Origin of the sequence: Micrococcus sp. KT16, from assembly GCF_003315015.1 — a bacterium.
GTDB lineage: Bacteria > Actinomycetota > Actinomycetes > Actinomycetales > Micrococcaceae > Micrococcus > Micrococcus luteus.
On sequence record NZ_QNRG01000002.1, the window covers coordinates 77,888 to 100,484 of the forward strand.

The 22,597-nt window shown below is 73.1% G+C and carries 24 protein-coding genes; 5 read left to right on the forward strand and 19 right to left on the reverse strand.

Annotation, left to right across the window (positions count from 1 at the left end; genetic code table 11):
• Position 1: 1 nt before the first annotated feature.
• On the reverse strand, positions 2-364 hold the full coding sequence (clpS, locus tag DE149_RS02460) for an ATP-dependent Clp protease adapter ClpS (protein ID WP_113913900.1): 363 nt from the start codon (positions 362-364) through the stop codon (positions 2-4).
• Positions 365-428: 64 nt separating this feature from the next.
• Here clpS and DE149_RS02465 point away from each other — a divergent pair, with 64 nt between their 5' ends.
• From DE149_RS02465 to DE149_RS02475, 3 genes are all read left to right on the forward strand, one after another.
• Positions 429-1,781, forward strand: a complete 1,353-nt coding sequence (locus DE149_RS02465) for a nicotinate phosphoribosyltransferase (protein WP_036313014.1) — start codon at positions 429-431, stop codon at positions 1,779-1,781.
• Positions 1,782-1,784: 3 nt separating this feature from the next.
• Complete coding sequence (locus tag DE149_RS02470; protein WP_036382159.1) at positions 1,785-2,468, forward strand: isochorismatase family protein; 684 nt, start codon at positions 1,785-1,787, stop codon at positions 2,466-2,468.
• Between the two features lie 149 nt (positions 2,469-2,617).
• Entirely contained in the window at positions 2,618-2,971 is a 354-nt protein-coding gene (locus DE149_RS02475; protein ID WP_044659194.1) for a GNAT family N-acetyltransferase, read from the forward strand.
• A 9-nt stretch (positions 2,972-2,980) separates the two neighbouring features.
• Here the strand turns inward: DE149_RS02475 and DE149_RS02480 are convergent, their stop codons facing one another.
• The 6 genes from DE149_RS02480 to DE149_RS02505 form a co-directional block, all read right to left on the reverse strand.
• On the reverse strand, positions 2,981-4,930 hold the full coding sequence (locus DE149_RS02480; protein WP_113913901.1) for a heavy metal translocating P-type ATPase: 1,950 nt from the start codon (positions 4,928-4,930) through the stop codon (positions 2,981-2,983).
• Between the two features lie 105 nt (positions 4,931-5,035).
• Entirely contained in the window at positions 5,036-6,856 is a 1,821-nt protein-coding gene (locus DE149_RS02485; protein WP_080695844.1) for a DEAD/DEAH box helicase, read from the reverse strand.
• Entirely contained in the window at positions 6,849-7,193 is a 345-nt protein-coding gene (locus DE149_RS02490) for a DUF3039 domain-containing protein (protein ID WP_010079007.1), read from the reverse strand. The genes DE149_RS02485 and DE149_RS02490 overlap by 8 nt, the downstream gene beginning before the upstream one ends.
• A 23-nt stretch (positions 7,194-7,216) precedes the next feature.
• Positions 7,217-8,818, reverse strand: coding sequence for a Tat (twin-arginine translocation) pathway signal sequence (locus DE149_RS02495; RefSeq protein ID WP_113913902.1), 1,602 nt, complete (start codon positions 8,816-8,818; stop codon positions 7,217-7,219).
• Complete coding sequence (locus DE149_RS02500) at positions 8,809-9,633, reverse strand: ABC transporter ATP-binding protein (RefSeq protein WP_113913903.1); 825 nt, start codon at positions 9,631-9,633, stop codon at positions 8,809-8,811. Before DE149_RS02500 ends, DE149_RS02495 begins: the two co-directional genes overlap by 10 nt.
• A 64-nt stretch (positions 9,634-9,697) precedes the next feature.
• A complete protein-coding gene (locus DE149_RS02505) occupies positions 9,698-10,654 on the reverse strand; it encodes a co-chaperone YbbN (protein ID WP_233490691.1) in 957 nt (318 codons plus the stop codon).
• A gap of 125 nt (positions 10,655-10,779) precedes the next feature.
• Between DE149_RS02505 and DE149_RS02510 the strand changes: the two genes are divergently transcribed.
• The gene (locus DE149_RS02510) at positions 10,780-12,102 is read left to right on the forward strand and encodes an AI-2E family transporter (protein WP_113913905.1); all 1,323 of its coding nucleotides are present in this window, start codon (positions 10,780-10,782) and stop codon (positions 12,100-12,102) included.
• Positions 12,103-12,136: 34 nt separating this feature from the next.
• On the opposite strand, the gene DE149_RS02515 is transcribed toward DE149_RS02510, so the two are convergent.
• Positions 12,137-12,496 (reverse strand): hypothetical protein, encoded by a 360-nt coding sequence (locus DE149_RS02515; protein WP_049161478.1) that lies wholly within the window; start codon positions 12,494-12,496, stop codon positions 12,137-12,139.
• 52 nt (positions 12,497-12,548) lie between these two features.
• On the opposite strand from DE149_RS02515, the gene nucS reads away from it, so the two are divergent.
• Positions 12,549-13,244: an endonuclease NucS gene (gene nucS, locus DE149_RS02520; protein ID WP_061867881.1), complete on the forward strand. Its 696-nt coding sequence runs from the start codon at positions 12,549-12,551 to the stop codon at positions 13,242-13,244.
• Between the two features lie 14 nt (positions 13,245-13,258).
• On the opposite strand, the gene DE149_RS02525 is transcribed toward nucS, so the two are convergent.
• The 11 genes from DE149_RS02525 to DE149_RS02575 form a co-directional block, all read right to left on the reverse strand.
• On the reverse strand, positions 13,259-13,648 hold the full coding sequence (locus DE149_RS02525) for a DUF2550 family protein (protein ID WP_230259842.1): 390 nt from the start codon (positions 13,646-13,648) through the stop codon (positions 13,259-13,261).
• A 34-nt stretch (positions 13,649-13,682) separates the two neighbouring features.
• Positions 13,683-13,958, reverse strand: coding sequence for a F0F1 ATP synthase subunit epsilon (locus tag DE149_RS02530; protein WP_036313044.1), 276 nt, complete (start codon positions 13,956-13,958; stop codon positions 13,683-13,685).
• A gap of 6 nt (positions 13,959-13,964) precedes the next feature.
• Entirely contained in the window at positions 13,965-15,422 is a 1,458-nt protein-coding gene (gene atpD / locus DE149_RS02535) for a F0F1 ATP synthase subunit beta (RefSeq protein WP_102708346.1), read from the reverse strand.
• A 53-nt stretch (positions 15,423-15,475) separates the two neighbouring features.
• Positions 15,476-16,369 carry a F0F1 ATP synthase subunit gamma gene (locus DE149_RS02540; protein ID WP_041103232.1) on the reverse strand — a complete coding sequence of 298 codons (894 nt, stop codon included), beginning with the start codon at positions 16,367-16,369 and terminating at the stop codon, positions 15,476-15,478.
• An 83-nt stretch (positions 16,370-16,452) separates the two neighbouring features.
• Positions 16,453-18,087, reverse strand: coding sequence for a F0F1 ATP synthase subunit alpha (atpA, locus tag DE149_RS02545; protein WP_036334989.1), 1,635 nt, complete (start codon positions 18,085-18,087; stop codon positions 16,453-16,455).
• Positions 18,088-18,177: 90 nt separating this feature from the next.
• The gene (locus DE149_RS02550; RefSeq protein ID WP_052833434.1) at positions 18,178-18,993 is read right to left on the reverse strand and encodes a F0F1 ATP synthase subunit delta; all 816 of its coding nucleotides are present in this window, start codon (positions 18,991-18,993) and stop codon (positions 18,178-18,180) included.
• Positions 18,990-19,544 carry a F0F1 ATP synthase subunit B gene (locus tag DE149_RS02555; protein WP_002857262.1) on the reverse strand — a complete coding sequence of 185 codons (555 nt, stop codon included), beginning with the start codon at positions 19,542-19,544 and terminating at the stop codon, positions 18,990-18,992. Before DE149_RS02555 ends, DE149_RS02550 begins: the two co-directional genes overlap by 4 nt.
• Before the next feature lie 84 nt (positions 19,545-19,628).
• On the reverse strand, positions 19,629-19,844 hold the full coding sequence (locus tag DE149_RS02560; RefSeq protein WP_002857264.1) for an ATP synthase subunit C: 216 nt from the start codon (positions 19,842-19,844) through the stop codon (positions 19,629-19,631).
• Positions 19,845-19,994: 150 nt separating this feature from the next.
• Positions 19,995-20,795: a F0F1 ATP synthase subunit A gene (atpB, locus tag DE149_RS02565; RefSeq protein ID WP_036382182.1), complete on the reverse strand. Its 801-nt coding sequence runs from the start codon at positions 20,793-20,795 to the stop codon at positions 19,995-19,997.
• Positions 20,796-21,026: 231 nt separating this feature from the next.
• Positions 21,027-21,461: a hypothetical protein gene (locus tag DE149_RS02570; protein WP_036341344.1), complete on the reverse strand. Its 435-nt coding sequence runs from the start codon at positions 21,459-21,461 to the stop codon at positions 21,027-21,029.
• Complete coding sequence (locus DE149_RS02575) at positions 21,458-22,597, reverse strand: MraY family glycosyltransferase (protein ID WP_049147157.1); 1,140 nt, start codon at positions 22,595-22,597, stop codon at positions 21,458-21,460. The genes DE149_RS02570 and DE149_RS02575 overlap by 4 nt, the downstream gene beginning before the upstream one ends.

Consider the following 22,597-nt stretch of genomic DNA (forward strand, 5'->3'; position numbering starts at 1 on the left):
CTCAGTCCTCCGCCTGCTCCAGCGTGGCCCACAGCCCGTAGCCGTGCATCGCGCCCACGTGCAGCTCGGCCTTCTCCTTGGTGCCCGTCGCCACCACGGACCGGCCCCGCTCGTGGACCTCGAGCATGAGCCGCTGCGCCTTGGCCGCGGAGTAGCCGAAGTGGGTGCGGAACACGTAGGCCACGTAGCTCATCAGGTTCACCGGGTCGTTCCACACCACCACGTTCCACGGCCGGTCCCGGGCTGTGTCCTCGTGAGGCCGCTCCAGCAGGGCGGTGTCGGTGGCGCCGGCAGGGACGGACTCACCCGGCGCCGGACGCACGGCGCGCTGCGCGGACGGATCGTGGCGGGTCAGCACGGACATGCGCCCCAGTGTACGAGGCGGGCGGGCCAGGACCGGCCCCGCAACGGTCCACTAGGGTGGGCGCGTGAGCCAGAACCCCGTGCCCAGCGCCCCGCGGACCGCCGACGACTGGCAGATCCCCACGGCGCTGATGACCGACCACTACGAGCTGACCATGCTCCAGGCCGCGCTGAAGGCCGGCACCGCGCACCGCCGCTCCCGCTTCGAGCTGTTCACCCGACGCCTGCCCAGCGGCCGCCGCTACGGCGTGGTGGCCGGCGTGGGCCGCGCGCTGGAGGGCCTGTCCCGCTTCCGGTTCGACACGCCCGAGCTCGACTTCCTCGCGGACACCACCGCCCTCGACGACGCCACGCTGGCCTGGCTCGCCGACTACGAGTTCACGGGCGACATCGTGGGCTACGCCGAGGGCGAGGCCTACTTCCCGCACTCCCCCCTCCTGCAGGTGGAGTCGACGTTCGCCGAGGCGTGCATCCTGGAGACCTACCTGCTCTCCATCTACAACTACGACTCCGCCGTGGCCTCCGCCGCCTCCCGCATGACGGCCGTCGCGGACGGCCGCCCGTGCGCCGAGATGGGCTCGCGCCGCACGCACGAGGAGTCCGCCGTGGCCGCCGCCCGCGCCGCGGCCATCGCGGGCTTCACCGCGACCTCGAACCTCGAGGCGGGCCGCCGGTACGGCATCCCGACCGTCGGCACCGCCGCCCACTCCTTCACCCTGCTGCACGACTCGGAGCGCGCCGCCTTCGAGGCCCAGGTCGCCGCGCTCGGAGCGGACACCACCCTCCTCGTGGACACGTATGACGTGGAGCAGGGCGTGCGCACCGCGGTCGAGGTGGCCGGCCCGGCCCTGCGGAACGTCCGGGTCGACTCCGGCGACCTCGTGATCCAGGCCCACCGCGTGCGCGAGCTGCTCGACGAGCTGGGCAACACCGAGACCGGGATCATGGTCACCTCGGACCTGGACGAGTACGCGATCGCCGCCCTGCGCTCCGCCCCCGTCAGCTCGTACGGCGTGGGCACGCGCCTGGTCACCGGGTCCGGCGCGCCCACCGCCTCCATGGTCTACAAGCTCGTGGCCCGCCAGGACGACGACGGCACGTGGGTGGACGTGGCCAAGGCCAGTTCCGGCAAGGCCAGCCGGGGCGGCCGCAAGGAGGCCGCGCGCCGCCGCGACCCGCGGGGCCGGGCCACCGCCGAGGTGATCGGCGTCAACCGCGGCGCCGCGCCCGACGCCGACGACCGTCCCCTGCTGCACCGTTTCGTGCACGCCGGCGAGCTGGCCGAGGGCTGGACCGGCCCCGAGGCCGTCACCCGCGCCGCCGAGCGGCACGCCGCCTCCCTGCGCGAGCTGCCCGCCTCGGTGGGCCGCCTGCAGCCGGGCGACCCCGCCATCCCGACCATCTTCCTGGAGGACTGACCCATGGAGAACCTGAACCGCGCCCTGGTGATCGTGGACGTGCAGAACGACTTCTGCGAGGGCGGCGCCCTCGGCGTGACCGGCGGCGCCGCCGTCGCGGCCGGGGTCAGCGAGCACCTGGCCGAGCACGCGGACGCCTACGCGGCCGTGGCCGCCACGCGCGACTGGCACGTCGACCCGGGCACGCACTTCGCCGCGGCCACCGGCGCCGAGCCGGATTTCCGCACCACCTGGCCGGTGCACTGTGTGGCCGGCACCGCCGGCGCCGAGCTGCATCCCGACCTGGACGCCGAGCACCTCGACGCCGAGTTCCTCAAGGGCCTGCACACGGACGCCTACTCCGGCTTCGACGGCGCCCTCGGCGAGCCCGACGCCGTCCCGACCGGGGCCGCGGGCGAGCGCCCCTCCGGGACCGTCGGCCCGTACGGGGCCACCGCCGTGGCCGCGGCCGCCGTCGAGTCCGGCGCCCCCGGCCTCGACGAGTGGCTCCGCGAGCAGGGCGTGGACGCGATCACCGTGGTGGGCATCGCCACGGACCACTGCGTGCGCGCCACCGTGCTCGACGCCCTCGACGCCGGCTACGAGGTCACGGTGCTGACCGACCTGGTGGCCGGCGTCGACGAGGCGGCCGCCCAGGCCGCGCTCCACGAGATGGAGGCCGCCGGGGCCATCCTGGCGACCTCGTGAGCGGGTTCGGCCCCGAGCGGCGCCCGCGTCGCCCCTGAGGCGCCGCACGTCGGGACAGTGACGAATGTCACGACGTGCGGCATGATGGGGGCACGCGGCCCCGGCGGGCGTGCCGGAGCCGGTGCCCGACGCAGACGAGGAGAGCAGCCATGACCGGCTCCCCCATCGCCGCAGACCGGGACGGCATCCGCTACCTCTCCGGGGTGATCCCCGCCGCCGACGGCGGCCGTCTGGTCGGTCTGGCCCGCGTGGTCTCCGACGGCCACACCATCGCCTACCTGCAGGACATCCTCGTGGATCCGGGGCACCAGCGCCGCGGCATCGCCTCCGAGCTGCTGCGCCGCGTCTTCGCCCGGTTCGGCCAGGTGCGTCAGCACGTGCTGCTCACGGACACCGAGGAGCGTCAGCGCGCCTTCTACGAGACCCATGGATTCCGCGAGTCCCGTGACGTGGAGGGCGACGAGCTGCGCGCCTTCGTGCGCTTCCAGTCCCGGGACGGCTGAGCCCGGCGCTCAGGCCGACGCGGCCTGCCGCTCCCCCCGGGCAGGGGCGGCGGCGAGATCGCCGAGCCGCTCGGCCTCGTGCGGGCCGGGCTTCATGGCGCGCAGCGCGTTGACGATGGCCACGACGTCCACGAGCTCCTGGAACAGCGCGCCGACCAGGGCCGGGATGGCGCCCGTGGCGGCGATGACCATCAGGACCAGGGAGAGCGCGATGCCGACCCAGATCGACTGCGTGGCCACCTGCAGGGTGCGCTGGCCGGCGGCCACGGCGACGGCGACCTTGGAGACGTCGTCGGCGAGCACCACCACGTCGGCGGACTCGGAGGCGGCGGTCGAGCCGCGGGCGCCCATGGCCACGCCCACGTCCGCGGCGGCGAGCACGGGGACGTCGTTGACGCCGTCGCCGACCATCATCACCGGGCGCTCCGGGCGCTCGGAGAGCAGGCGGACCTTGTCCGCGGGCAGCAGGTCCGCGTGGACCTCGTCGATGCCCGCCTCCCCGGCGATGTGCCGTCCGGTGGCCTCGGCGTCGCCGGTGAGCATGAGGACCTGGCGTGCGCCGAGGCGGTGGAGCGCCTGCACGGTGGCGGCGGACTCGGGGCGGATGCGGTCGGCCAGCAGCAGGACGCCGGCGAAGGCGCCGTCCACGGCCACGTAGACGGCGGACTGGCCGGGGGCGAGGTCGGCGGTGGCGGTGTCCGGGGCGGCCTGCGTGACGTAGGCGCGCTTGCCGACGACGACGCGGCGACCCTCCAGCACCGCGACGACGCCGTGGGTGGCCTCCTCCGTGGCATCCTGCGCGGTCGCCAGGGACAGCCCGCGCTCCTCGGCCGCCGCGCGGATGGCGTCGGCGAGCACGTGCACGGAGTACTGCTCGGCGGAGGCGGCCAGGCGCAGCAGCTCGTCCTGGGCGAAGCCGGCGGCCGGGCGCACGCCGACCAGCTCGGGGCGGCCGGCGGTGAGGGTGCCGGTCTTGTCGAAGCCCACGGTCTGCACGGAGCCGAGGGCCTCGATGGTCCCACCCGACTTCACGATCACCCCGGACGTGGCGGCGCGGGACATGCCGCCGAGGAAGGCCACCGGAGCGGCGATGAGCAGCGGGCATGGCGTGGCCACCACGAGCACCTCGGCGAAGCGGACCGGGTCCTGGGACAGCCACCAGGCCAGGCCGGCGATCAGGTAGGCGACGGCGGTGAACGGCACGGCGTAGCGGTCGGCCAGGCGCACCATGGGGGCGCGGGACTCGGCCGCCTGCTGCACGAGGGAGACGATGGCCGCGTACTGCGAGTCGGCCGCGGAGGCGGTCGCCTCGAGCACGAAGGCGCGGGTGCCGTTGAGCGCGCCGGACATCACGGCCGAGCCGGTGCGGTGCGTGACGGGCAGGGACTCGCCGGTCAGGGAGGACTCGTCCAGGTCCACGGCGACCTCCCCGCCGTCCTCGGCGGAAGCCACGGTGCCGTCCACGGGAAGCACCTCGGCGGGACGCACCAGGAGCCGGTCGCCGGCACGCACCTCCTCCACCGGCACGTCCTCCACGGAGCCGTCCGGGCCCAGGCGATGCGCGCGCTGCGGGGCGCGGTCCAGCAGGGCGGACAGATCCCGCCGAGCGCGGCCGGCCGCGTAGTCCTCGAGGGCCTCCCCACCGGTGAGCATCAGGCAGACGAGCACGGCGGCGAGGTGCTCCCCCACCAGCACGGTGGCGACGATCGCGGTGACGGCGAGGATGTCCACACCCCAGTGCCCGCGCATCAGGTCCCTGACCATGCCCACCGAGGTCCACGCGGCCACCACCAGGGCATACGCCGAGGCGATCCAGCGCGCCGGATCCTCCGCCCCCGCCAGGTGCAGGCCGAGGGTGAGGGCGACGACGACCAGCGTCGCGAGCACCCACGGGTACCGCGCGGCGAAGCCGAGGACGGCGGGGCGCGACGACGACGGGGACGGGGCGGACACGGGCATGGCGACTCCTGACATCGTGCCCCCATTCCAGCCCGTCCCCGTGCCGGGTGCCAGCCAGGGGAGGCGAACCTCGGCCCGCGGGCGCCCCCGCGCTCCCGGCGGACCTCAGGTCCGGCCGACGAACCACCCGCGCAGGGTGCTCAGCCGCTTCTCCAGCTGCTCGCGGGAGGCCTGGGCCACGGCGGGGCCGCCGGAGATCTCCCGCAGGCGGTTGTGGATCACCCCGTGCGGCTGGCCGGAACGGGCCGCCCAGGCGGACACCGTCTTGGACAGCTCGGAGCGCAGCTCCTTCATCCGCCGGTGGTCCACGACGTCGGCGGGCTCGGCCGCCTGCGCACGCGGCCGGCGCTGGATCTGCTCGGCCTGCCGCTGCCGCAGCAGGGCGGAGACCTGCTCGGCGTCCAGCAGGCCCGGGATGCCGAGGAAGTCCTGCTCCTCCTCCGAGCCGACGGCGCCGCCGAGGCCGAACTCGCCGCCGTCGAAGAGCACCTTGTCGAAGCTCGCCCGGGACTCGAGGGCCTCGAACTTCTCCCGCGTCAGCGCGTCCGAGCCGCTCTCGGCCCGGTTGGCCTCCGCGATGAGGTCCTCCTCGGGGGCGTCCTCGAGGTCCTCGACCTCGACGGCGCCCTCCTTGCGGTCCAGCGCGTGGTCCCGCTCGAGCTCCATCTCGTTGGCCAGCAGCATGAGCGCGGGCACGGACGGCAGGAACACCGAGGCGGTCTCCCCACGCCGGCGGGAGCGCACGAAGCGGCCCACGGCCTGGGCGAAGAACAGGGGCGTGGACGTGGACGTGGCGTACACGCCCACGCACAGGCGGGGCACGTCCACGCCCTCGGACACCATGCGCACCGCCACCATCCACCGCTCGTCCGACGCGGCGAACTCCTCGATGCGATCCGAGGCCCCCTTGTCGTCCGAGAGGATCACGGCCGGCCGCTGGCCGGTCAGCGCCTCGAGCTGCGCGGCGTACGCGCGCGCGTCCTGGTGGTCCGTGGCGATCACGAGACCGCCGGCGTCGGGGACGTTGCGGCGCACCTCGGTGAGCCGGCGGTCCGCAGCGCGCAGCACCGAGGGGATCCACTCTCCCGCCGGGTCCAGCGCGGTCCGCCAGGCGGAGGCGGTGATGTCCTTCGTGGCGGCCTCGCCGAGCTGGGCCTCCATGACCTCGCCGGTGGAGGTCTTCCAGCGCATCTGGCCCGAGTAGGCCATGAAGATCACGGGGCGGACCACGTGGTCGCGCAGCGCCGGCCCGTAGCCGTACGTGTAGTCGGCCTTGGAGCGCTCGATGCCGTCCTGGCCGAGCTCGTAGCGGACGAAGGGGATGGAGGCGGTATCCGAGCGGAAGGGCGTGCCGGTCAGGGACAGCCGCCGCGTGGCCGGCTCGAACGCCTCACGGATGCCCTCGCCCCAGCTCAGGGCGTCGCCGCCGTGGTGGATCTCGTCCAGGATCACCAGCGTCTTGGCGGCCTCGGTGCGGTTGCGGTGCAGGACGGGCTTGTTCGCCACCTGGGCGTACGTCAGCGCCACCCCGCGGTACTCGGCGCCGTGCCGCCCGTCGGCGTTCTTGAAGTTCGGGTCGATGGCGATGCCGACGCGCGCGGCGTTGTCCGCCCACTGGCGCTTGAGGTGGTCCGTGGGCGCGACGACGGTCAGCCGTTGCACGACGCCGGAGTCCAGGAGGATCTTGGCCACGCGCAGCGCGAACGTCGTCTTGCCCGCGCCGGGGGTCGCGACCGCCAGGAAGTCCTGCGGGGCGGTCTGGAGGTAGCGCTCCAGCGCCTCCTGCTGCCACTGGCGCAGCTTGGGGGCCGTCCCCCACGCCGCGCGCTCGGGCATGGCGGGGGGAAGGTCCTCGCCGATGTGGAACAGGTCGTGCTGGACGCTGCCGTCCGGGGTGCCGCTCGTCAGGGAGCGGCCGTCAGCCACGGCCGCGGCCTCCGAACCAGCCACCGCGCTTGCCGCCGCCGTCGCCGTCGCCGCCGTCCTGCGGCTCGCGCAGGCCCTCGTAGATCTCCTTGCACGTGGGGCACACGGGGAACTTGTTCGGGTCCCGGCCCGGCACCCACACCTTGCCGCACAGGGCGATCACGGGGGCACCGGTGACAGCGGACTCCGTGATCTTCTCCTTGCGGACGTAGTGGGCGAAGCGCTCGTGGTCGCCCGGCTCGATCTCCTGCCGCAGCTCCTCGCGCTCGAGGACGGACGTGCCGCCGCCGGCGGGCGCGAAGGGGTCGTTCAGGTCGGGTTCGCCGGTCACACTCATACGGGCCAGTCTAGCCGCGCCCCTCAGAAGGCGGCCACGGCCTGGTAGGTCTCGGCCTGCGCGCGGTCGTACCAGCGCGCCCCCAGGCGCACGCCCAGCCACAGCGCGACGGCGCCCCACACGAGCCCGAGGGCCACCGTCACCCAGCCCCACACGGCGGCCCCGGTGACGAGCCGGACGATGAAGGGCGCCAGGAACGGCACCGCGAGCGCGAGGCTCACCAGCAGCGAGGCGCCCTGGACGAGCATCGTGCGCATGGCCGCGCCCTGCGGCGTCTTGAACGGGCTGTCTCCCGGCTTCGGCACGGGGTACACGAAACGGGCGGAGACGAACGCGGACAGCCCGGCGGTCGTCCCGAACAGGCCGAGGGCCAGGCCCAGCATCGGCGCCAGCAGGGACCAGTCCCCCGCCGCCGCCACCGTCGCCGTCGTCACGAGCAGGATCATCGGCAGGCCCCAGCCCGCCAGGCCCAGGACCCGGCCCCAGCGGTCGTCCACGCCCCGCACGCCCGAGACGACGTGCAGGTGGAACGCCGTGTGGTCGTAGGCGATGTCCGCGGAGATCGAGTAGGCCAGGGACCAGGCGGTGATCGGCCCGAGGATCAGCAGCAGGCCCAGTCCGGGACCCCCCTCCGCGGCCATGCCCCCGGTGAACCACAGCAGGACGGCCATGAGCGGGATGATGATGAGCCCGGCCGCGTACCGCGGATCGGCCAGCCAGTAGCGCTGGGCGCGGGCCGCGATCGCGGTGCGCGGGCCCGTGGCCGGTCGGCCCAGCCAGCGCAGCGGCATCGGGTCCGCTCCCGCGGCGACGCGGCGGGACCGACCGCCGCCCACGGCCACCGGCTCCACGGTGCGGCGCACGGCCAGGTGCCACAGGGCCAGGGCGGCCAGGCACCAGGCCGCCGCCACCGCGAGGTGGAGCGCGACGGCGGCGCCGCGGCCCTCGGCGGCCGCCCACGCCGCGGCGGGGCCCGCCCCGAACGGGGTCCACGCCGCGCCGCGGGCGACCTGGGGCGCGATCGCCAGGAAGTCCTCGAACGATGCGATGGCCTGCGAGAGGGCGACGCCGCCGAGTATGAGCGGGATGAACAGCAGGACGGAGACGACGTCCCGCACCCGACGCCGGCTCGCGTAGGCGGCCAGGAGGCCGGCGAGGCCGGAGCCGATCGCCACGGCGGTCACCGCGGTCAGCGCGCCCCCGGCCAGGCCTGCCGCCAGCGCGGCCGGCCGGTCCCACCAGCTGGCCCCCAGGCCCACCAGCACGGCCAGCGTGGCGAGCCCGACCGGCGTCGTGAAGGCGCTCAGGACCAGCCCGGCGATGAGGGTGCGGGCCGGGACGGGGAAGAGCACGAAGCTGTGCGGGTCGAGGGTGGCGTCCACGCCCGTGACGAACGGCGGGATGACGAGCCAGGCGAGCACCACGACGGCGGCGGCCAGCACGGTCGTGGCGCCGCGGGCCTCGTCCGGCAGGGCGGGCAGGCCCGTGACGAGCAGCGTCACCGCCACGGCGGCCATGCCGAGCACGTACAGCGCGCCGAGCACGCTCATCACCAGGGTGAACGGGGACCGCCGCCACTGGTTCAGGGTCAGCGTCCAGCGCAGTCGGACGAGCGTCAGAGCCATGCCAGCCCCTCCGAGCCGTGGCGGCCGCCGACGAGGTCCACGAAGCGGTCCTCGAGGTCGTGCCCGTCCCGGACCTCCTCGAGCGTGCCGGCGGCCCGCAGCGTCCCGGCCGCGATCACGGCGACGTGGGTGCACATGCGCTGGACGAGGTCCATCACGTGGCTCGAGACGATCACCGTGCCGCCCCGCTCCACGTACGAGTGCAGGATGTCCCGGATGTTCGCGGCGGAGACCGGGTCCACGGCCTCGAACGGCTCGTCCAGGACGAGCAGGTCCGGGGCGTGGACCATGGCGGCCGCCAGGGACACCTTCTTGGTCATGCCGGCGGAGTAGTCGGCCACGAGCTTGCGGCCGGCGTCCTCCAGGTCCATCACCCGCAGCAGGTCCGCGGTCCGCTCGGCCACGGTGTCCGCGTCGAGGCCGTGCAGCAGCCCGGCGTAGGTCACGAGCTGCGCGCCCGTGAGGCGGTCGAAGGTGCGCACGCCGTCGGCGAGCACGCCGACCCGTCGCTTGGCCTCGAGGGGCTGCTCCCACACGTCGACGCCGTGGATCCAGGCGCGGCCGTGGTCCGGGCGCAGCAGCCCGGTGGCCATGGACAGGGCGGTGGTCTTGCCCGCCCCGTTGGGCCCGACCACCCCGAAGAACGATCCGGCCGGGACGTCCAGGTCCAGCGCGTCGAGCGCCAGCTTGTCCCCGAACCGCTGGGTCAGCCCGCGCGTGACGAGGGCGAGGTCCGGATCGGGGGCGTCGGCCGCGCGCCGACGGGCGGCGGCCGCCAGGTGGGCGGGGGCAGGCTCGGGCGCATGCGGAGTCATGCCTGGGACGATACCCACCGTCAGGCGGACACGGCGTCCTCCTCAGGGATGAACCGTGGGTCCCTCAGAACAGCGCTGCGGCCAGCCGGCGCCGCGAGGCGTGCACGCGGGGGTCGTCCGTGCCGACCACGGTGTAGAGGTCCACGAGGTGGGCGCGCGCCGTCTCGCGGTCGTCGCCGGGGTGGAGGGCGATGAACCGCACGAGCCGGGCGAAGGCGTCCTCCACGTGGCCGCCGAGCACGTCCAGGTCGGCGACGGCGAGCTGGGCGGCGACGTCGTCCGGGCCGTCCGCGGCGGCCGCGCGCACCGCCGCAGCGTCGGCGTCACGGGTGCGCAGCATGAGGCGGGCCGCGGACAGGCCCTGCTGGGCCACGGCGTCCGCGGGGCTGTCGGCCAGCGCCGCCTCCCACGCCGAGACGGCCCCGGGCAGGTCGTCGGCGGCGAGGGCCTCATGGGCGGCCCGGTGCAGCGGCGGCACGGGCGGAGCCTCCGCGGCCGCGGCGTCGGCGTCCTGGCGCGCCGGGGCGACGGGGGGCACGGTGCCGGCGACGCCGTTCTGACGGGCCACCTCGAGGATCTCCCCCATGAGCTGGCGCAGCGTCTCCTCCGGCACCTCCTGATTGACCAGCGGCACCGGCTGCCCCGCCACCACGGCCATGACCGCGGGGCCGGCCCCCAGGCCGAGCGCCTGCAGCACGGCGGGCTCCTTCGCCACGTCCAGACACGCGAGCACGAGCCGTCCCGCCTGGGCGTCGACCGCGTCCGCGAACTGCCGGTAGAGCGCCTCGCTCGCCGCGTCCCCGGGCACGTGCAGGTGCAGCAGCACCGGCACCTGGGCGGAGAGCTGGACCAGCTGCTGCAGCAGACCCTGGCCGGCGTCCGCGATCACCCACGAGCCGCCGCCGGCGCCGGCGTCGGCCCCCGGCGCGGTCCGCCCGGCCGGGGCCGGGGTGCCGAGCGAGGACAGGTCGACGGCGCCGCGCAGGTGGGACGGGGCGTCGGAGGGGGGCTGGGCGGTCACGTCGGTCACGATCCTTCCGGTCCGGGTCCGCCCCGTCGCCGGCGCGAGGGGCGTTGTCACTGCGCCCCACGGTAGCCTCCCCGGCGCGGCGCGGTCAGGCCGGGGCCCTGACGTACGCTGAGCGCGTGGAGGAGAAGGAGACCGCATCCGGCCCGGACGCCGCCGGCGTCGCCGACGTCCGCGCCCCGGCCGAGCCCGAGGGAACCGAGCAGCCGCCCGTGGCCGGCATCCCCGTGGAGCCGGTCGGGGTGGCCGCCGCGCCGCCGTCGCACGGGCCGACGCCCGCCGGGCGTCGTCGACTGCCCCGCCTGGGCTCCGTCCTGCGGCGGCGCCGACCCTTCCTCGAGGAGGACCGGGTGGACCCCGAGTCGGTCCCCGTCGACGGCGCCGAGGATCCGGCGGTCGCGGCCGTGGCTGTCGAGTCCCCCGTGCTGACCGGCTTCCTGCTCGCAGTCGGCGTGGCCCTGGCCATCGGCGTCGTCTCGGTGCTGCGCACGAACGGACAGCTCATCGTGTGGATCGCCGCGGCCCTGTTCATCGCCCTGGGCCTGGATCCGCTGGTGCGCCGGGTCGAGTCCTGGGGCGCGCCCCGCTGGGTCGGCGTGCTCACGGCCGCGCTCGGCCTGGCCGCCGTGGCCGGGGCGTTCGTCGCCCTCCTGGTCCCCACGGTGATCGAGCAGTCCACGCAGCTGGTCCAGGACCTGCCGGCCATCATCGACGGGGTGATGGGGGCCGAGTGGTTCGTGCAGCTCGACGAGGAGTTCCACCTCCAGGAGGCCGTTCGCGCCCAGACCGAGCGCCTCGCCGCCGACGGCGTCGCCGTCACCGACCTGTTCGGCGGGCTCCTCGGCTTCGGCCAGACCGTGCTGAACGCCGTCTTCTCGGTGCTCGTGGTGGTCGTGCTGACGCTGTACTTCCTCTCCTCCCTGCCGCACATGAAGTACTGGGCCTACCGGCTCGCACCGCGCTCGCGCCGGCCCCGGATCGAGGCGCTGTCCGAGCAGATCACCTCCTCGGTCGGCCACTACGTGATGGGCCAGTCCTTCGTGGCCGCCCTCAACGGCGCGGTGGCGTTCACGGCGCTGGCCATCGCCGGCGCCCCCTTCGCCGTCCTGCTCGCCGCGATCGCCGCCTTCATGGCGTTCATCCCGCTGGTGGGCGCCGCGATCGGCGGCACGCTGCTGACCCTCGTGAGCCTGCTGACGTCGTGGCAGACCGCCGCCGTGTTCGCGGCCATCTACTTCGTCTATTTGCAGATCGAGGCCTACGTCATCTCGCCGCGCGTCATGGCGCGCGCGGTGTCCGTGCCGGCGGCCGTGGCCGTGCTCGCGGTGATCGCCGGAGGCGCGCTGCTGGGCGTCCTCGGCGCCCTCATGGCGATCCCGCTCGCCGCCGCGCTGCTGCTGCTGGTCCGCGAGGTCTTCATCCCCCGTCAGGACGCCCGGTAGGCCCACGACGGCGGCGCGGCCCGGACCGCCGCGGTCAGCGGCCCGGTCGGGTGCGCCAGCACACCGGGTGCCAGTGCCGCCGGTCCGCCCCCGCGTCCTCGTCCCCCATGATCCAGTCGGCGCGCCAGGCCACGAGGTGCGCCTGGCCCTGCCGGATCACCCGGCCGCAGCCGGGGCACGTGTAGTCCTTCACCGCGCGCCACGCGGGGATCTGCCGGACGTGCCAGCCGCCGTCGGACCCGGACTGGCGCGAGTAGCCCGCGTCCAGGCCGAGGAGCTCCTCGAGCGGGTCGGCGCGCCCCGGCGACGGCCGGGACCGCCGGGAGGCGCCGGAGGCCCCGCGCTCACTCCGCCGAGGCGCGGACGAGCGGCGGGGGCGGTTCGAACGGGGCATGCCTCCATGCTGGCACACGAGCGGGTGGGCGCGGTCCGCCTAGGATGGACCGGTGCGACTCGTCATTGCCCGCTGCTCCGTGACCTATGAGGGCCGCCTGAACGCCCACCTGCCCACCGCCACCCGCCTGCTCATGGTGAAGGCGGACGGCTCGGTGCTGGTGCACTCCGACGGCGGCTCCTACAAGCCCCTCAACTGGATGTCGCCGCCCGCGACCCTGCACGTGGAGGAGCCCTCCCCGGATCAGGCCGACCAGGGGGTGACGCAGGTCTGGCGCGTGCAGGCCAAGAAGTCAGACGACCGGCTCGTCGTGCTCATCGAGGAAGTACTGGCGGACGACTCCCACGAGCTCGGCGTGGACCCCGGCCTCGTCAAGGACGGCGTGGAGGCGGATCTGCAGCGTCTGCTGGCCGAGCAGATCAGCCTGCTCGGCGACGGCCACACCCTCGTGCGCCGCGAGTACATGACGGCGATCGGCCCCGTGGACATCCTGGCCCGCGATGCCGACGGCGGCACCGTGGCGGTCGAGCTCAAGCGCCGCGGGGACATCGACGGGGTCGAGCAGCTCACCCGCTACCTCGAGCTGATGAACCGGGACCCGCTCCTGGCGCCCGTGCGCGGCGTGTTCGCGGCCCAGCAGATCAAGCCCCAGGCCCGCACCCTCGCCGAGGACCGCGGCATCCGCTGCGTCACCCTCGACTACGACGCGATGCGCGGCGTGGACGACGCTGAGTCCCGCCTGTTCTGAGGGGCCGGGCGGGCTCAGCGACGCCAGAAGGACGACGCCGCGGACGGCCCCGCCTCGCTCCAGGCGCGCAGGGCGCCGGCGTCGTCGGGGTCGACGACGACGCGCACCGGACGTGTGCCGGCGCTCAGCTCCAGGACGGCCCGGCCAGCCTCGTCCGCCGGGAGGCGGTCGATCTGCAGGCGGCTCCGGTCCGCGCTCCAGCGCTCCCGCGAGAGGCGCCAGCCCCCGGTGAGGCGCAGGCGGGACTCGTCGTAGACGCCGATCACGCGCTCACGCCCCGGGCCCTCCCGCTCCAGGACCGCCGGGAACGCGGCCGTGACACGGGCGAGGGCCCGGCGCCGCATCACCAGGGCGAGTGCCGACAGCACGATGACTGCCACCACGGTCGCCGAGGCGATGAGCACCGGGCCCTCCACCGTCAGGTCCTGCCGCGCCGCGTCAGGCCGCCGCGGCGTCGCCCAGCCGGGCGGACGTCGCAGCGATCACGACACGGTCGTGGTCCACGGAGAAGAAGCCGCCGCGGGCCTGTGCGGTGACGGTTCCGCCGTCCGTGGTCCGCACCACGACCTCGCCGTCGCCGAGGACGGCCAGCATCGGGGTGTGGCCCGGGAGGATGCCGATCTCACCGTTGACGGTGCGCGCCGACACGGCCGACGCGGCGCCCGACCAGATGGACCGCTCCTCGGAGACGATCTCGACGTTGAGCTCAGCCATGATCGATCAGCCCTCGGCCTGGATCTTGGCCCACTCGCGCTCGACGTCGTCCAGGCCGCCCACGTTGTAGAAGGCCTGCTCCGCGACGTGGTCCAGGTCGCCGTCGGCGATGGCCTTGAAGCCCTCGACGGTGTCCTTGACCGGCACGGTGGAGCCCTCGACGCCGGTGAACTGCTTGGCGGTGTAGGTGTTCTGCGAGAGGAACTGCTCGATCTTGCGGGCGCGGCCCACGGTGATCTTGTCCTCCTCGGAGAGCTCGTCCACGCCGAGGATCGCGATGATGTCCTGCAGCTCCTTGTTCTTCTGCAGGATCTGCTTCACGCGGATGGCCACGTCGTAGTGGTCCTGGCCCACGTACTGCGGGTCGAGGATGCGCGAGGTCGAGGCCAGCGGGTCCACGGCCGGGTACAGGCCACGGGACGCGAGGTCACGGGTCAGGTTGGTGGTCGCGTCCAGGTGCGCGAACACGTTGGCCGGGGCCGGGTCGGTGTAGTCGTCCGCGGGGACGTACACGGCCTGCATCGAGGTGATGGAGTGGCCGCGGGTCGAGGTGATGCGCTCCTGGAGCACACCCATCTCGTCCGCCAGGTTCGGCTGGTAGCCCACGGCGGAGGGCATGCGGCCCAGCAGCGTGGAGACCTCGGAACCGGCCTGCGAGAAGCGGAAGATGTTGTCGATGAACAGCAGCACGTCCTGGTTCTGCACATCGCGGAAGTACTCCGCCATGGTCAGCGCGGACAGGGCCACACGCAGACGCGTGCCCGGCGGCTCGTCCATCTGGCCGAACACGAGGGCGGTGTCCTTCAGGACGTCCGCCTCGTCCATCTCGACCCAGAGGTCGTTGCCCTCACGGGTGCGCTCGCCGACGCCGGCGAACACGGAGGTGCCGCCGAAGTTGCGGGCCACACGGGTGATCATCTCCTGGATGAGCACGGTCTTGCCCACGCCGGCGCCGCCGAACAGGCCGATCTTGCCGCCCTTGATGTAGGGGGTCAGCAGGTCGATGACCTTGATGCCGGTCTCCAGCATCTCGGTGGAGCCCTCGAGGGAGGCGAAGTTCGGGGCCGGGCGGTGGATCGGCCAGCGGTCCTCGGCCTGCAGCTGCGAGGTCGGCATGTCCAGGGTCTCGCCGAGCACGTTGAAGATGTGGCCCTTCACGGCGTCGCCGACCGGCACCGAGATGGGGGCGCCGGTGTCCACGACGTCGGTGCCGCGCACCAGGCCGTCGGTGGACTGCAGGGAGATGGCGCGGACCATGTTGTCGCCGAGGTGCTGGGCGACCTCGAAGGTGACCGTGCGGCGCTGGCCGTTGAGGTCGATCTCGGTGGTCAGCGCGTTGTAGATCTCCGGCATCGCGTTGGCCGGGAACTCGGCGTCGATCACGGGGCCGATGACGCGGGACACGCGTCCGGTGGCACCGCCGGTGGGGGTCCCGGTGCCCTGGTCAGTGATGGTGGCAGTCATCTCTCTCACTTCTATCGTGTGTGGATGGCGAGTCTGGTGAGTCCCGAACGGGCTCAGGAGTTGTTGAGCGCGTCCGCGCCCGCGATGAGCTCGGTGAGCTCCTGGGTGATCTCGGCCTGACGGGCGTTGTTCATCAGGAGGGTGTAGTCCTTGATGAGGCTCGTGGCGTTGTCGCCCGCCGACTTCATGGCGCGCTGACGGTTGGCGAGCTCCGAGGCCGCCGACTGCAGCATCGCGTTGAAGATGCGCGACTCGATGTACTTGGGCAGCAGCGCGTCGAGGACCTCCTCCGCGTCCGGCTCGTACTCGTAGAGCGGCAGCACGTCCTCGGCGGTGGCGGCCTCCTCCTCGACGACCTCGAGGGGCAGCAGGCGCACCACGTGGGGGTTCTGCTTCACGAGCGAGACGAACTCGGTGAACACGACGTGGATCTCGTCCACGCCGCCGTCCGCCGTGTCCGTGAGGAACGCGTCCACGAGCACCTCGCCGATCTCGGCGGCGCGCTCGGCGACGGGGGCGTCCGTCTGACCGGTCCACAGCTTCTTGTAGCCGCGGCCGCGGAAGTCGAAGTACGTCTGCGCCTTGCGGCCGACGACGTACACGTCCACGTCCTTGCCCTCCTCGCCGAGGCGGGTGAGGAGCTGCTCGGCCTTGCGCAGCACGTTCGCGGAGTACGCGCCGGCGAGGCCGCGGTCCGAGGACATGATGAGCACGGCCGCCCGGGTCGGGTTCTCGGGCTCCGTGGTGAGGACATGATCGATGTCGTGCTGGCTCGACACGGCCGAGACGGCGCGGGTGATCGCGTTCGCGTAGGGCAGCGACGCGCTGACGCGCTCACGTGCCTTGGTGATGCGAGACGTGGCGATCAGCTCCATCGCCTTGAAGATCTTCTTCATCGACGACGTCGACGCGATCTTCTGACGGTAGACCCGGATCTGGGCTCCCATGGTGGTCCTTTCCCTGGCGGGAGGGCGGCCCGGCGTCGTCCCCGTGGGGTCCGACGCCGGACCGCTCCCTCACCGACCGGCGGTCAGCGCTTCTGCTTGGTGATCTGCTCCTGCGCGACCTGGTCCTGCTCGATCGCGCGGTGCTCCTCGTGGCCGGCCTGCACGCCGCCGTCCTCGGAGGACTGGAAGCCCTTGGAGAACTCGGCGACGGCCGACTCGAGCGCGGACACGGTGCCGTCCTCGAGCTTGCCGGTGGAGGCGATGTCGGTCAGGACGGAGGTGTGGCGACGCAGGTGGTCGATGAACTCGCGCTCGAAGCGCAGCACGTCCTGCACCGGCACCTCGTCGAGGTGGCCCTTGGAGCCGGCCCAGATGGACACGACCTGCTCCTCGACCGGGTAGGGCGAGTACTGCGGCTGCTTGAGCAGCTCCATGAGGCGCTCACCGCGGGCGAGCTGGCGGCGGGTGGCCGGGTCCAGGTCGGAGGCGAACATGGAGAACGCCTGCTGGTCGCGGTACTGCGCCAGGTCCAGCTTCAGCGTGCCGGAGACCTTCTTCATGGCCTTGACCTGGGCGGCGCCGCCCACGCGGGACACCGAGATGCCCACGTCCACGGCGGGACGCTGGTTGGCGTTGAACAGGTCCGACTGCAGGAAGATCTGGCCGTCGGTGATGGAGATGACGTTGGTCGGGATGTAGGCCGACACGTCGTTCGCCTTGGTCTCGATGATCGGCAGGCCGGTCATCGAGCCCGCGCCCATCTCGTCCGAGAGCTTGGCGCAGCGCTCGAGGAGCCGGGAGTGCAGGTAGAAGACGTCACCCGGGTAGGCCTCGCGGCCCGGCGGGCGGCGCAGCAGCAGGGAGACGGCGCGGTAGGCCTCGGCCTGCTTCGACAGGTCGTCGAAGATGATCAGCACGTGCTTGCCGCCGTACATCCAGTGCTGGCCGATGGCCGAGCCGGCGTAGGGGGCGAGGTACTTGAAGCCGGCCGGGTCGGACGCCGGGGAGGCCACGATGGTGGTGTACTCCAGAGCGCCGTGCTCCTCCAGCGTGGCGCGGACGCCGGCGATGGTGGAGGCCTTCTGGCCCACGGCCACGTAGACGCAGCGGACCTGCTTCTCGACGTCGCCCGACTCCCAGTTGGCCTTCTGGTTGAGGATCGTGTCGACGGCGATCGCGGTCTTGCCGGTCTGGCGGTCACCGATGATCAGCTGACGCTGGCCACGGCCGATCGGGATCATGGCGTCGATGGCCTTCATGCCGGTCTGCAGCGGCTCGTGGACCGACTTGCGCTCGGTCACGGTCGGCGCCTGCAGCTCGAGGGCACGGCGGCCCTCGGCCTCGATCGGGCCCAGGTCGTCGATGGGCTGGCCCAGCGGGTCCACCACACGGCCCAGGAAGGCGTCGCCCACCGGGACGGAGAGGATCTCGCCGGTGCGCTGCACCTCCATGCCCTCGCGGATCTCCTGGAACTCGCCGAGGACGACGACACCGATCTCGCGGGTGTCGAGGTTCTGGGCCAGGCCCTGGATGCCGTTCTCGAAGCGCAGCAGCTCGTTCGCCATGACGGAGGGCAGACCCTCCACACGAGCGATGCCGTCCGCCGCGGAGATGACACGGCCGACCTCGGTGCGATCGGTGCCCGACGGTTCGTACGATGCCGCGAAATCGTTCAAGGCATTGCGGACATCGTCAGCGTTGATGGTCAATTCGGCCATCTGCAGTCCCTGCTCTCTGTGCTTGGTGATCATCGACGTGACGATGATGCTTACGTTCGTGGGTGTTCCGGATGCGGGCGGGAGCCGGCGTCAGCCGGCCATCCGCCGCTGGAGGTCGTGGAGGCGCGAGGCCATGGACCCGTCGACGACGTCGTCGCCGACCTGGACGCGGATGCCGCCCACCACGTGGGGGTCCACCGTCACGTCCATGACGAGATCGCGGCCGAAGGCGCGGCGCAGGCCCAGGGCCAGCCGCTCCTGCTGCTCGGCCTCGAGCGGCCGGGCCACGGTCACCTCGGCGATCCACTGGCGCTGCCGCTCGGCGACGACGTCCGCGGCCTTGCGGACCGCGGCCGACGGCTTCAGGCCGCGCGGGGCCGAGACGGCGCGCTCGACCAGCAGTCGGCCGGCCGGGCTGGCCGACTCGCCCAGGAGACGACCGGCCAGAGCGGCCCGTGCCTCGAGGGGTGCGTGCTGATCGGTGAGCGCCCGCTGCACCTCGTGCGAGTCCTCCACCGTGCGGTTGAAGGCCAGCAGCTCGCCCGAGAGGGCGGCCAGGCCCGCGTGTCCGCCGCGTGCGGCCTCCGCGGCGGCCGCGTGCGCGGCCACCGTCTCGAGGGCGTCCCCGAGATCGCGCTCCGCCGACCAGCGGCGGCCGGCCAGGTCCTTGAGGACCTGCAGTGCACCGGGGGTCACCCGGGCGCCGAACAGCGAGTCGACGAGGCCGTGACGGCGCTCGGTGGTCCAGGCGGGGTCGGTCAGGGCGCGGCGCAGGGCGCCGTGCTCGTCCACCACGTCCAGCGCGCCGAACAGCTCGCGTGCCAGGGCCACGCCGCCCTCGTCCAGCACCGGACCGACGGCCTCCAGGGAGGCGGCCAGGGAGTCCCTCGATGCGCCCGTCATCATTCGGCGACACCTGCGCTCTGGTGACGGTCCAGGTCAGCCAGGAAGCGGTCGACCACGCGCTGCGAGCGGGCGTCGTCCTCGAGGGACTCGCCCACGATCTTGCCGGCCAGGGTCGTGGCCAGCGAGCCGACCTCGCCCTTGAGCTGCGCGGCGGCCTGCTGACGCTCGGCGGCGATCTGCGCCTGCGCCTGCTCGGAGATGCGCGTCGCCTCGGCGGTCGCGCGCTCGCGCGCCTCGGCCACGATCTCGGCGGCCTCGGTGCGGGCATCCTCGCGGATGCGGTTCGCCTCGGTGCGGGCGTCCGCCAGCTGCGACTCGTAGTCCGCCATCATCGCGTTCGCCTCGGCCTGGGCCTTCTCAGCCTTGGCCAGACCGCCCTCGATCGCCTCGACACGGTCCTGGTAGGACTTCTCGAGGGTCGGGACGATGAACTTGATGACGATGAACATGAGCAGGGCGAAGCCCACCACGACGACGAGGATCTCCCACGGGTTGGGGATCAGGGGGTTGGCCCCCTCAGCCGCCGCGAGGATCAGTCCGTTGCTGATCATGTTTCAACCATCCTTCGGTCAAGAGTCCTGTGGAGAGGGAGCACCGACGGTCTCACCGTGCGGGCGCTCCGTGGACGCGGCGCGTCAGGCGCCGATGACGAAGGCGAAGACGAGGCCCAGGATGGCGAGGGCCTCGGCGAGCGCGAAGCCCAGGAGGGCGATCGGCTGCAGGATGCGCTGGGCCTCCGGCTGACGGGCGACGCCGTTGATGTAGGCGGCGAAGATCAGGCCCACGCCGATGGCGGAGCCGATGGCGGCGAGGCCGTAGCCGATCATGTTGAGCGAACCGTGCAGTTCCATGGTGTTCCTTTCACGAGGCCGAGGTGTCCGGCCGGGTTGTGGAGGGTCGGCCTCCCGGGTGGTCCTCCTGCGGAGGGCCGGGAAGACTGGTGGCGGGCTCTCCCGCCGTACCGCAGCCGCCTGGGTCGTGCCCGAGGCGGCCCCGGAAGATCAGTGGTCGTTCGCGTCGATCGCGCCCTGGATGTAGATCGCGGTCAGCAGCGTGAAGACGAAGGCCTGCAGGTACATGATCAGCAGCTCGAGGAAGTACAGGGCCACCGAGCCGAGGATGACCAGGATGCCGGTGCCCTGCAGGGCCAGGCTGCCGGTCTGCGTGATCAGGTAGGCGGCGCCGGCGCCGGCGAGCATCACGATCATGTGGCCGGAGAGCATGGTGGCCATCAGACGCAGGGAGTGGGTCAGCGGGCGCACGATGAAGTTGGAGATGATCTCCAGCGGCACGAGCAGCGGCAGGATCCAGCCGGGCACACCCGAGGGCACGACGGCCAGCTTCAGGTAGCGCACGCCGTGGCGCTTGATGCCGACGCCGATCCAGATCGCGTAGACGATGAGGGCCAGGCCGTAGGCGGCGCCCGCGTGGGAGAAGGTCGGCAGCTGCAGCACCGGGATGGCGCCGAACAGGTTGTTCAGCAGCACGAAGAAGAAGATGGAGAAGAGCAGCGGGACCCACTGCTTGAAGTTCTTCTCGCCCAGGATGTCCTTCGCGATGTCGTTCCGGACGAAGGAGTAGCCGGACTCGGCGAGCCACTGGGCCTTGCCGGGCACGAGCCGGGGACGGCGCATGGCCCACGCGAAGAAGGCGGTGATGAGCACCACGGAGAGCAGGACGAGCAGCATCTGCTTGCCGAAGCCGGTGCCGTACTCCGCACCCCAGGGGAAGATCTCCGGGAGGTGACCATCAGAGATGGTGGGGGGCACGAATGATGCGTTGGCCAGCACGAGGGTCAGCACGCGGTTCCTCTCCGAAGTGATGCAGTCGACGGGACCGCAGCCTCGTCCCCGGACCACAGGCGGGCGCCGCGACATTGCGGGGGTACCGGTGCGATGCGAGACACGGATGGCGGCAGGTGGGCGCCGTCGAAGTGTTCGCCGCCAACGATACCAAACGGTGACCCGTGCTCCGTACCGCAGACGGGGCCCACGACATGGCCCCCGGCTCGGTGTCTTCGCCCCTCGGGCGGGTCAGTCGGCGTAGATCCCGCGGCGGGTCCGCGCGAAGACGAGGACCTCCGCGGCCTGCCAGACGAGGATCGTCACGAGGGCGGCGATCGCCGCCGCGTCCGCCCGGACCCAGCCGGGGCGGGGCAGGACCCCCAGCAGCACCGCGAACACCGCGATCTTGAGCACGAACAGCCCCACGCTGACCGGCAGCGCCGCCTCGCGCGCCCGGTCCCACACGAGTGCCGTCGTCGCCCCGGTGAGCGCCGAGAGCGCAAGCACCGCGCCGCCGCCCAGCAGGGCGCTCCCGGCCGCCTCCCCGCCGGCGGAGAGCAGCCACGCGGCGCACGTGATCGCCAGGGCAGCCCCCGCCGCGGCCAGGGACCACCCGAGGATCCCCCACCAGCCACGGCGGTTCTCCCAGCGGCGCCGGCGTCGGCGACCTCCCGCCCCGGTCACGCGTCCCCCCGCTCGTCCGGGTGGGCCGCGGCGTCGTTCCGGACCGCGCGACGGCGCTCCACGATCGGATGCAGGGTGAGGTAGCCGGCTCCGGCCAGGGCCACGGCGAGCACGGGCAGGACGATCATGGGGTCCACGAAGTTCAGGGACACCGCACCCCATGCCACGAGGAACGCCCAGAGCCAGAGCAGCGCGACGGCCTGCGCCTGGGTGTAGCCGCCGTCCACGAGCTTGTGGTGCAGGTGCCCGCGGTCCGCCGAGAAGGGGCTGGTGCCCTTGGCCGTCCGTCGCAGCACGGCCAGGGCGAGGTCCGCGAGCGGCAGGGCGAGGACGGCGACGGGCAGCAGGATCGGCATGTAGGCGGGGACGTTGCGGAAGCGCATCCCGTCCAGGGCGTTGACGTCGGCGGTCACGGCGACCGCGGCCGCGGCCATCAGCAGGCCGATGAGCATGGCCCCCACCTCGCCCATGAAGATGCGGGCCGGGGCCAGGTTCCACGGCAGGAAGCCCACGCACGCGCCGACGAGCAGGGCCATGAGCAGGGTGGCGAGGTTGGCGTAGTCGAACTGGTTGATGGTCCGCGTCAGCAGATACGAGTAGACGAAGAAGGCCGAGCCGCCGATCAGCGCGACGCCCGCCGCCAGGCCGTCCAGGCCGTCCACGAAGTTGATCGCGTTCATCGTCAGCACCACGGCGAACACCGTGAGGATGACCTGCGTGGTCTCGTTCCCCACCGGGATCCAGCCCACCGGCATCGCCTCGATGCGGATCCCGCCCAGGGCCACCGCGAGTCCGGCCAGCACCTGGCCGGCCATCTTCACCCACCAGCGCAGGTCCCACATGTCGTCGGCGATGCCCACGACGAGCACGACGGCGACGGCGACCAGGAGCCCGCGCATCGCGGCGTCGTCCGCGTAGATCCCCTGGAGGAACGGCACGACTCCCCCGACGGCGAATCCCACCAACACGGCTGCGGCCATGGCCACGCCGCCCAGCTTCGGCACGGGGTGCCGGTGCACGTCCCGCTGGCGCAGCGGGGTGAACACGCGCGCGCGCAGCCCCAGCCGGCGCATGAGGGGCGTCAGGGCCCCGCAGGCGACGGCCGTGACCACGACCAGGACGAGATACGCGCGCAT